Raw genomic sequence first — 8,862 nt, forward strand, 5'->3', positions numbered from 1 at the left:
TTCACCGTTCAAAAAATGCGTTGAAACTTTGGCACATTAGCCACATTGAATTATCGTTCAAAGATAACAATTTTAAGGATAATTGCCAAATCAGAAAGTCCACTCTTCGGAAGTCTTTGCTTTGCCGGTTTCCGCAGGTACCGTTACGTTGGTTTTAATGGGCTCTTTGGTATTATTCTGCACTCCCGCACCTTTATAATACTGCAATGCATTGGGCATAATGGACTCAATACGTGTGATGCGGTTATTGTCGTTAGGGTGCGTACTCAAGGCTTCAGGAACCTGGGATCCGCCTGATTGTTGCGCCATCCTTGTCCAGAAAGGAACTGCAACCCGGGGATCATAACCGGCTATAGCCATCAGTATGAGTCCGATCTCATCGGCTTCATACTCATGTTTCCTTGCATAGGGCATCATCACGCCATATTGTGCTCCCAGGCCGAAAACGGTACTTCCAAGTTGTTGCATAACCTGCGAATTACCCAAAAGTCCTCCTGCAATGGCACCTCCATATTGCAAAGCCACTTGTTGACTTAATCTCTCATTGGAGTGGCGGGCAAGCACATGGGCTATTTCATGTCCCATAACCACCGCCAATGCCTCTTCGGTTTGGGTGACGGGGAGCAGGCCGGTGTAAACGACCACCTTACCGCCCGGCATAGCAAAGGCATTCACACTATTCTCTTTCACCAAATTAAATTCCCATGCATAATTATCGACTTCCGATGCATAACCGTTGTTGGTATAAAAAGTTTTAACCGCATTGGCGATCCGGGTGCCGACACGGTTTACCATCTGTGCATTGGGCGTACCCCTTTCAACGGGAGCTGTACGCATAAACTCCTGATATTGTTGCAGGCTCAATGCCATCACCTCTTCATTGGATACTAACTGGAGCTGCCTTCTTCCGGTAAACGGCACGCTCCCGCATGACTCCAAGAACAGCGCCGCCACAAATATCACGAGCGTGAATTTTATTGTTCTTTGTAATTTCTTTTGTTCCATATTATTCATTTTTTTGAATTCAAAGATTCAAGATTCAAGATTCAAAGATTCAAAATCATTAAATCATTAAATCATTAAATCAATTTTAGCAAAAGTATAAAAAAATCCAATTTAAAATGGTGTGAATCCCCATAAAAAAGGGTAACCTGCCGGTAAATAGTCGACAAGCTACCCTTATAATTATGATCTTGTATGTGATTTCCGCTTTTACTTCCTAAGCCTGTTGAGCGACCGCACCAGCGCTTCGTCGGCACCTATTCTTCGAATGGCAAGGATGGTGAGGATAATAGCAATCACAGGCATGATAATTCCTATACCCACTTTTTGAAAGTGGAGACTCTCTACTGATGCGAGTTGATATACAATAAATCCGAAATAAAGATAAAACCCTATCATGAGGACAATATTGAAGATGGAGAAGCGTATCTGCAACATCCTTTTTTTGTAGAGAAAGACCGTAAAAAGTGCCAGTACAGAACTGGCAGCACCTATGGCAAACAGTCCCCATGTAGAGTCGTTGAGTTGACCGTTCAGATAGACACCCATTGCCTCAAACACTGCCTGGTCGGCATTATGGAGGAACAGCGCCAAAGGCGTTACGGAGGCAATCAGCATGGCTGCTGCTGCCAAAAGGAGAAAAACCGTCTGGACACGTTGCAACATATTATCCGAACATTTCTTTTTCCTTGGACGGATTGCGGTAATAAATCTCTCCTTCTTTCCACTCTTCTATAGCCAACAGGGAGGGTTTAGGTAATTTTTCGTAGAAACGGGATATCTCTATCTGTTCATGATTTTCGAACACCTCTTCCAGATTATCGCTGTAAGAAGCGAATTCCTGTAGTTTGGCATCGAGATCCTGTTTCATTTCAACGGCCAACTGGTTTGCCCTCTTACTGATGATCATCACCATTTCATATACGTTACCCACCGGATCCGACATTTTCATTACATCGCGTGTCTCGGTGTTGGTGCTTGCAGCAATTTTCTTGTAATCCATTTTTTATTATATGTCTTGTTTTTTCTATTTTACATAATTGATCAGGAAGTCGGAAGCACATCTATTTTCTGCTGTGCTTCACGGTAATACCTATCGGCTTCAGCCATATATTTACCTTCGGGGAATGAATTTTTATAGTTGAAATATTCATCGACCACCGAACGGTAACGCTCGGGTTGTGCCCGTAACGTACTATTCTGTGCATATTCAAAGCGGGCGCGCAGGATAGTCATCTGGTACTCCTCCTGATATTTGGAGAAAGGATAGCTCTTCATCGCCTCACGGGCAGTGATAACCGCAGACTCGTAATTATTCCCCATATAATTTCCAAGGTTCAGATAGAGCTGGGCAGCCAGCAACTCTTTATATGCCAATTTCTCCTGCAATTCAAACAGGTAGTTTTTCGCTTGTTCTGCCCTTTCTGTCTGAGGATACCGTTCAATATATTTCTGAAATTCAGCAATCGCCGTATAAGTTTTAGTCTGATCCAAACGCGCTTCGGGCGAGTCGAGATACATGCCGTAAGCCGAATAGAAAAGAGCCGGTTCGGCATACTCACCACTGGGATAAGTGTTGTAATAAGAGGTGAACCACTGCGTTGCCGAATAATAGTCTTTTGAGTTATAATGGCTCTGGGCCAGGAGATAAAGCGATTCCTCGGCCTGTGCCGTTCCTTTCATAAAGGTAACCAACTCTTCCAGCAATGTGATGGAACGGTTGTATTTCCCCTCCTCAAAATACTTTTTGGCATAGCTGTATTTCAAGTCTCTGTCGGTACTTTTCAGAATTTTGTTGTACTCGTTACAGGAACTCAATGCCAAAGCGAGCAGTAAAAAGTAGCACAATTTTATTCTCATTACGTGACATATGGGTTTTAGGGTGCAAATTTACGGAATCTTTCTCATTAATGGATAACAGATCGGGAGTTTTTATTCAATTTTAGGATTTGGATACAATTAGAAAATTACTAATTACCAATTACCAATTACCAATTACTAATTACCAATTACCAATTACCAATTATTGGGTGTTGTTTCCTATAAAATAGAGAATACTGTCCACATACTTCCGGTCGTTGGAAAGCTTGGGTACTTTGTTCTGTCCTCCGGTTTTCTCCCTCTGTTTCATCCAGTTGTAGAAAGTATCTTTTTCCATAATCTTTACCACCGGCATGCCAAGTGAAAGGTTATAGGAGCGTTTTGCCTCATAGTCGGAATTGAGTCGTTTCAGGCTTTCGTCGAGAATATGCGTGAATTCCACAAGATTAGCAGGTGGAGTCTCGAATTCGATAAGCCACTCGTGGGCTCCATTACTCTGCTCTCCGAAGTAGACGGGCGCTGCGGTATATTCGGTCACTTTTGATCCGGTAAGGCGGCATGCTTCACTGATAGCCTTATCGGCATTTTCAACTATCAATTCTTCACCGAAAGCATTGATAAATTGTTTAGTACGCCCTGTAATCTTGAAGAGGTAAGGGTGTGTGGAGGTGAATTGAATGGTATCCCCTATCCTGTATCGCCAAAGTCCTCCACTGGTGGAAATCACCACAGCATATTGCCTGCCGGCCTCCACTTCACTCAAAGGCAGGGTAACCGGATTATCCCTGTCCCATTCCCCAGCAGGGATAAATTCATAATAGACTTCATTATCAAGCAGCAACAGCATATCTTTGGAAGCGGGCGAGAACTGGACACCGAAGAAACCCTCCGAAGCATTATAAGTTTCCCAATAATGCATCTTTGCCGAAGGGATCAATTTCTCATACTGCTCTTGAAAAGGAAGAAAACTGACTCCCCCATGGAAGAATACTTCAAGGTGAGGCCATATCTCAGGGATGGTACGGCCGGTATCTTCCACAATCTTTTTCAGCAGTACCAACATCCATGAAGGCACTCCAACCATAGCACGGATATCAGCTTTCACCGCATAGTCTGCTAACTTTTGCAGTTTCTCTTCCCAGTCGGGCAATAAGGCAATACCCTCAGGAGTCCTTCTTCTCTTTACCACAGCCGGGAGGTTCCTCATCAAAATGGCTGATATATCGCCTGTATAGATATCACCGCCAATACGGTTGATTTGCTGGCTCCCTCCCAATACCAATGTTTTACCCAATATAAATGCGGTATCGGGGTGATGCCGGGCGTAAACTCCTAACATATGGTAACCGGCACGGTAGTTGCCGTTGTATAACGACTCTTTAGTAACAGGAATATACTTACTCTTGTCCTCGGTAGTACCTGACGACATGGCGAACCACTTCACAGGGGTATCCCAAAGTACCTCCTGCTGCTTATGGAGGATTATCCTGTCGAGCCAGGGACGCAACTCTTCATATGAGATAACGGGTATCCTGGCAAAATCGCTGCTGTTTCGAATGGAGTGGAAGTTATTTTCTTTTCCGTAGAGTGTATTCCGCCCATGCTTGAGCAAGTAGTCCAAGGTTCGTTGTTGTATTCCCAGCGGGTCTTCTACAAATTTTTTCACCGGCCTGTAATAGCCGGTGAGTATTGAGCGGGTTATCTTCTGAATCATTCTTTATAATGAATTGAAACGCAAAGGTAGGCACGGGATTCGAAAATCCGAAAAACAAAGTCACAATTTAATTAAAAAAAAAAGAATTATCCCATGCGGCTTATTTTGTGAAGTCGTTCTTCATCGATAATCTTTATTTTTCTTCCATCGATAGCGATGATGCGTTCATTCACAAAATTGGAAAGGGTTCGGATAGCATTGGAAGTAGTCATATTGGATAGGCTGGCCAAGTCTTCCCGTGCCAGATAAATATTTATGGTAGCGCCATCTTCTTCCAGCCCATAGCTTTCCTTCAGGGCCAATAGCGATTCTGCCAGTCTGCCACGCACATGCTTCTGGGTAAGATTGACAACCCGTTGGTCAGCAATACCAAGGTCAACTGATAACATCTGGATAAAGAAGAACGCCAAATTACCATTCCCTCTCAGGAATTTTTCTATCAACTCCATAGGGATCATGCAGACGGTACATGACTCGAACGCCATGGCGGCCGTCACATAATTTTCCCGCGCAAAGTAAGCCCTGTAACCAAAGTATTGTATAGGACGTATGATCCTTATAATTTGGCTACGCCCACCGACTCCACTCTTGAAGATCTTCACCTTTCCGGAGAAAAGGCACATCAACTCTTTCGGTGTATCCTCTTCAAGATAAATCAGTTCATTCTTCTTAAAATGCACTATGCGGGCACTACCGCGCAAAATTTCACGCTCAGCGTCCGTCAACATCCTCCAGATGTCGGGTAGCGAGGAGGATAAATCAACTTCATCTCTTTTCTTTGCGGCCATGAATGTTATAGAACTATGTTCTAAAACACAAATATACCGTTTTTTTTATAAACAATCGTCAAAAAGCATCTTTTTTGCTTTCCGGGGCCTGCGGAAATATTTTTTTCGATAATAAAAACCATTTTTTTAATATGATCCTTTTTATAAAAATTTTCGACGGTAAAAAAAAAAATGTAAGTTTGTAGCTTATAATAAATGAAAGGGAAAGTCACTGTATACATCCTGTTTCTGATAATTGCTTCCTTCAAAAGTTTCGCATTACAGGCGGAACTACCTGTGGATACCATCATGAAGAGGGCAATGAATGCCGCCGAAAAATATAACAATCTGGTAGAAAGTTTTTCAGCGGAAGTATATACACGTACCTATGTAGAGACTCTGAAAAAGAATCTCCTTTATAAATATACTCACCTAATCCCCGATTTTGTCCTGCACGACCCCCATAATGAAACGGCATTAATCGAGACCATCAGCGATCTGCGATTCGACTATCCCAACAGTTATGTACAGGATGTACGTCACGTGACCGGGACACTTACCGGCAAGAAAGATATCGACATGATACCTTTCGAACTGTTGAATATCAATATTTACGGGGAAACGACCAATGAGGAAAGTTTTTTCATGCCTATCAGGTTAAAAACATCGAAATATTATCGTTACAGTCTGGCACGCACCTTTACAGAAAACGAAAAGGTCTATTACAGCATTGACTACAGGCCTATTTACGAAAACAGCAAACTCCTGAAAGGTACATTTATCATTGAAAAAGGAACCTGGCGGGTGATTTTCTTCAGGGGTGAGGGAATTGATATATTCTCCAATTTTATGTTCGAGATAACTATGGGAGACGAGTGGATCACCCACTATTTGCCGGTACAGCTTGTCATTTATGAGACATCTTCATATCTGGGAAATGTACTGGCAAGCAGGCATCTGGCAACAATCGACTATCGGGAAATACAGTTGAGGCGGACTACGGAACCGGTACGATCTCTCAATATCAGTGACTTTTACAAAATAAGGCTGGATTCTGTACCATTACAGAGCGACTCTGCCTTTTGGAATAAACGCCGTCCTATACCTTTGCAGGCTATAGAAAAGGATGTGATGGCACAACATCTGCAACGACAAGCAGAGGAGGCAGCCCGTAAAGCCAATGGGGATTCTATCCGCCCCCCTAATATCGCACAACAGGTAGCCCAACGTATGGTGATGAACTCGAACTACAAATACCGTTCAACGGCAATAGGTTATTCGGGATTACTCAATCCCCTGATGGTGGGATATACTTCACGTGATGGCGTTACCTATCGCCAGAAATTATCTTTTAATTTCGATTTGACGCATAACCGAACAGTAAATATGAAAGCCTTCGCAGGCTATATGTTCCGCCGTAAAGAGTTCTTTACAGATCTGACCACTACGTGGAATTATGATCCTTACCGGCTGGGAAGCGCCACCATTTCCATCGGGAACGGTAATCCGATTTACAGTTCGCTCTTCGTCGACCAGATACAGGACAGCCTCAATAACCGGGGGATCAACTTCGAGGATATCTCTGTGAATTACTACAGGGATTATTATCTGAAACTCTTTAACACCTACGAAGTGACCAACGGGTTACTTTTACACACCGGCATCGATTACCATATCAGAAAAAGTAAGGACAACATGAGCAAACTACGCTCTACCACCCCCGATAGTGAACCGATAGAAGACATGTTCGGCACCAGGAAATCATTTGCCCCGTTTATCCGTATCAGTTGGACTCCGAGACAATATTACCGGTATGACGGACGACAGAAAATCTATGAACGGTCACCCTTTCCGACCTTCAAACTGGAGTTATCCCGAAGTTTCCAGCATATCCTTGGGAGCACAACAGAATACGACCGTATTGAGTTCGATATCAGCCAGAACATATCTTTCGGATTGAGACATTCTCTTCAGTACCATGTGGGAGCCGGTAAATTTATCAACCAAAAAACCGAGTACTTTGCCGATTTTGTCTATTTCTCCAAAAGCAATTTCCCTGAAAACTGGAATGACGGCCTGGGAGGTATTTTTAATCTACTGAGTCGCGACCTGTACAACGCCTCCGACTCATACATCCAGGCACATACCATGTTTGAAGCTCCTTTCCTGATACTGAAAAATATTCCGTTTGTCTCTGACTTTGCAGAGAATGAACGAATTTACCTGAGTCAGTTATATACTCCACAAATCGTTTCTTATACCGAACTCGGATATGGTATCGGCAACCGTTTTTTCAATGCCGGATTCTTCACCTCATTCCACAAAACCGGATTCAGACAGGCAGGAGTACGGGCGGCGTTTGAATTTTGAGAAGGTGATTGGGTGAAAAAGTGGGAAGAAGTTACTTTGCCCCCTGAATTTTCAGAAGAAATACCCTACCGAAGCGGTTGCCGTCCACATCTTATTTTATCATTGGATATTTTACCCGACTTATTTCCCGTTGTATTCTACTTAGTTTATTCCTCAATAGTTGTTTCCTTAGCGGGTTTAAGAGCTCTGTATATAATACTCCCATTGTATGGTCGTACTCATGTTGAATTACACGTGCAGTATAGCCAGAGAATGCTTGTATATTTTCTTGAAATTGTGCATCATGGTACTTTATTGTGATTTTCCAAGGTCTTTTTACTGCTTCGTAAATATTAGGTATGCTTAGACAGCCTTCGTCATCAATCGTTATTAAATCATTAACATACTCGATAATTTCAGCGTTAATAAATGTTTCCTTAATTCCTTCATCTCCATCAAAATATTCTCTCCGTTGATTTTTGTTCATATTCAAGTAGGTATCTCTACTATTCACAATAAATAGTTTTACTGGGATATTCACCTGTGGCGCTGCTAAACCACATCCATCCGCTACTTCCAAAGTTTCCCACATATCTATGATTAGTTTCTCAATTTCAGAATCATTAGGAGAAATTGGATGACATAGCTTCTTTAGTACATTATTTCCGTAACAAACAATAGGTAATACCATAGTTGAATATATTTTATTTTCGACAAAGGTAAAGCCTTAATATCATTGAGCTTTGTATATTTTCGACATTTGAGTACCTTTGTAGGCGTATGCCGATAAGCCTGTTAAAACATATTATCAAAGGAAGTGTAACTGAGGAGAATTTTAAAAAGATTATTCCGTCTGAATCCCTTGTAGAGCATATTGATTGCTTTTACATAGTGAGTTGTGAGGATTTTATCTCTAATCAGTTAGTTTTTAATGATGGGTTGCCAACACTTATATTCATGGCAACTCCTGAAAGTGTAGTTAGAATATCTATTGGTGCAGATGTGATAAATATAAAAGGCGGATGGGCTAGCGGCGGTATTACCAAGAATACATATATTAAAAATCTTTCAGCTACGGATTATTTGTTGATTGTTCGTTTTAATCCGACTAGCTTTTATCGTTTTTTTGAAATAGACGCAAGAGTATTTAAGAATAAATGATTATCCGCAATAGTTCCTATTGTAAATTCTTGACTTGAAATCAGGAGC

Annotated in this window: 9 protein-coding genes; 2 read left to right on the forward strand and 7 right to left on the reverse strand. The window is 42.0% G+C overall.

Translation table 11 applies throughout. The annotated features are described in order from the left end of the window. Positions 1-90: 90 nt before the first annotated feature. The 6 genes from U2P89_RS13290 to U2P89_RS13315 all read right to left on the reverse strand — a co-directional run bounded on the left by U2P89_RS13290 (position 91) and on the right by U2P89_RS13315 (position 5,325). Positions 91-1,005: a M48 family metallopeptidase gene (locus U2P89_RS13290; protein WP_092027304.1), complete on the reverse strand. Its 915-nt coding sequence runs from the start codon at positions 1,003-1,005 to the stop codon at positions 91-93. Positions 1,006-1,212: 207 nt separating this feature from the next. Continuing rightward, entirely contained in the window at positions 1,213-1,668 is a 456-nt protein-coding gene (locus U2P89_RS13295) for a DUF4293 domain-containing protein (RefSeq protein ID WP_092027278.1), read from the reverse strand. 1 nt (position 1,669) lies between these two features. Beyond that, the gene (locus tag U2P89_RS13300) at positions 1,670-2,005 is read right to left on the reverse strand and encodes a DNA-directed RNA polymerase subunit omega (RefSeq protein WP_019539715.1); all 336 of its coding nucleotides are present in this window, start codon (positions 2,003-2,005) and stop codon (positions 1,670-1,672) included. Positions 2,006-2,046: 41 nt separating this feature from the next. Next, on the reverse strand, positions 2,047-2,862 hold the full coding sequence (locus tag U2P89_RS13305) for an outer membrane protein assembly factor BamD (RefSeq protein ID WP_076929997.1): 816 nt from the start codon (positions 2,860-2,862) through the stop codon (positions 2,047-2,049). A 163-nt stretch (positions 2,863-3,025) separates the two neighbouring features. Next, complete coding sequence (locus U2P89_RS13310) at positions 3,026-4,537, reverse strand: GH3 auxin-responsive promoter family protein (protein ID WP_322191622.1); 1,512 nt, start codon at positions 4,535-4,537, stop codon at positions 3,026-3,028. 86 nt (positions 4,538-4,623) lie between these two features. After that, a complete protein-coding gene (locus U2P89_RS13315) occupies positions 4,624-5,325 on the reverse strand; it encodes a Crp/Fnr family transcriptional regulator (RefSeq protein WP_091908860.1) in 702 nt (233 codons plus the stop codon). Positions 5,326-5,520: 195 nt separating this feature from the next. Between U2P89_RS13315 and U2P89_RS13320 the strand changes: the two genes are divergently transcribed. Then, positions 5,521-7,674 carry a DUF5686 family protein gene (locus U2P89_RS13320; protein WP_322191623.1) on the forward strand — a complete coding sequence of 718 codons (2,154 nt, stop codon included), beginning with the start codon at positions 5,521-5,523 and terminating at the stop codon, positions 7,672-7,674. Between the two features lie 91 nt (positions 7,675-7,765). Here U2P89_RS13320 and def read toward each other — a convergent pair whose 3' ends face one another. Continuing rightward, complete coding sequence (gene def / locus U2P89_RS13325; RefSeq protein ID WP_322191624.1) at positions 7,766-8,344, reverse strand: peptide deformylase; 579 nt, start codon at positions 8,342-8,344, stop codon at positions 7,766-7,768. Between the two features lie 89 nt (positions 8,345-8,433). Between def and U2P89_RS13330 the strand changes: the two genes are divergently transcribed. Further along, entirely contained in the window at positions 8,434-8,814 is a 381-nt protein-coding gene (locus U2P89_RS13330) for a DUF6597 domain-containing transcriptional factor (RefSeq protein ID WP_322191625.1), read from the forward strand. Positions 8,815-8,862: the final 48 nt, after the last annotated feature.

This window comes from Proteiniphilum sp. (genome assembly GCF_034331125.1).
GTDB lineage: Bacteria > Bacteroidota > Bacteroidia > Bacteroidales > Dysgonomonadaceae > Proteiniphilum > Proteiniphilum saccharofermentans.

Coding starts and splice junctions, on each gene's coding strand:
- U2P89_RS13305 (WP_076929997.1), bottom strand. CDS start 2,862: ATGAGAATAAAATTGTGCTACTTTTTACTGCTCGCTTTGGCATTGAGT.
- U2P89_RS13330 (WP_322191625.1), top strand. CDS start 8,434: ATGCCGATAAGCCTGTTAAAACATATTATCAAAGGAAGTGTAACTGAG.
- U2P89_RS13315 (WP_091908860.1), bottom strand. CDS start 5,325: ATGGCCGCAAAGAAAAGAGATGAAGTTGATTTATCCTCCTCGCTACCC.
- U2P89_RS13290 (WP_092027304.1), bottom strand. CDS start 1,005: ATGGAACAAAAGAAATTACAAAGAACAATAAAATTCACGCTCGTGATA.
- U2P89_RS13310 (WP_322191622.1), bottom strand. CDS start 4,537: ATGATTCAGAAGATAACCCGCTCAATACTCACCGGCTATTACAGGCCG.
- U2P89_RS13300 (WP_019539715.1), bottom strand. CDS start 2,005: ATGGATTACAAGAAAATTGCTGCAAGCACCAACACCGAGACACGCGAT.
- U2P89_RS13320 (WP_322191623.1), top strand. CDS start 5,521: ATGAAAGGGAAAGTCACTGTATACATCCTGTTTCTGATAATTGCTTCC.
- U2P89_RS13295 (WP_092027278.1), bottom strand. CDS start 1,668: ATGTTGCAACGTGTCCAGACGGTTTTTCTCCTTTTGGCAGCAGCAGCC.
- def (WP_322191624.1), bottom strand. CDS start 8,344: ATGGTATTACCTATTGTTTGTTACGGAAATAATGTACTAAAGAAGCTA.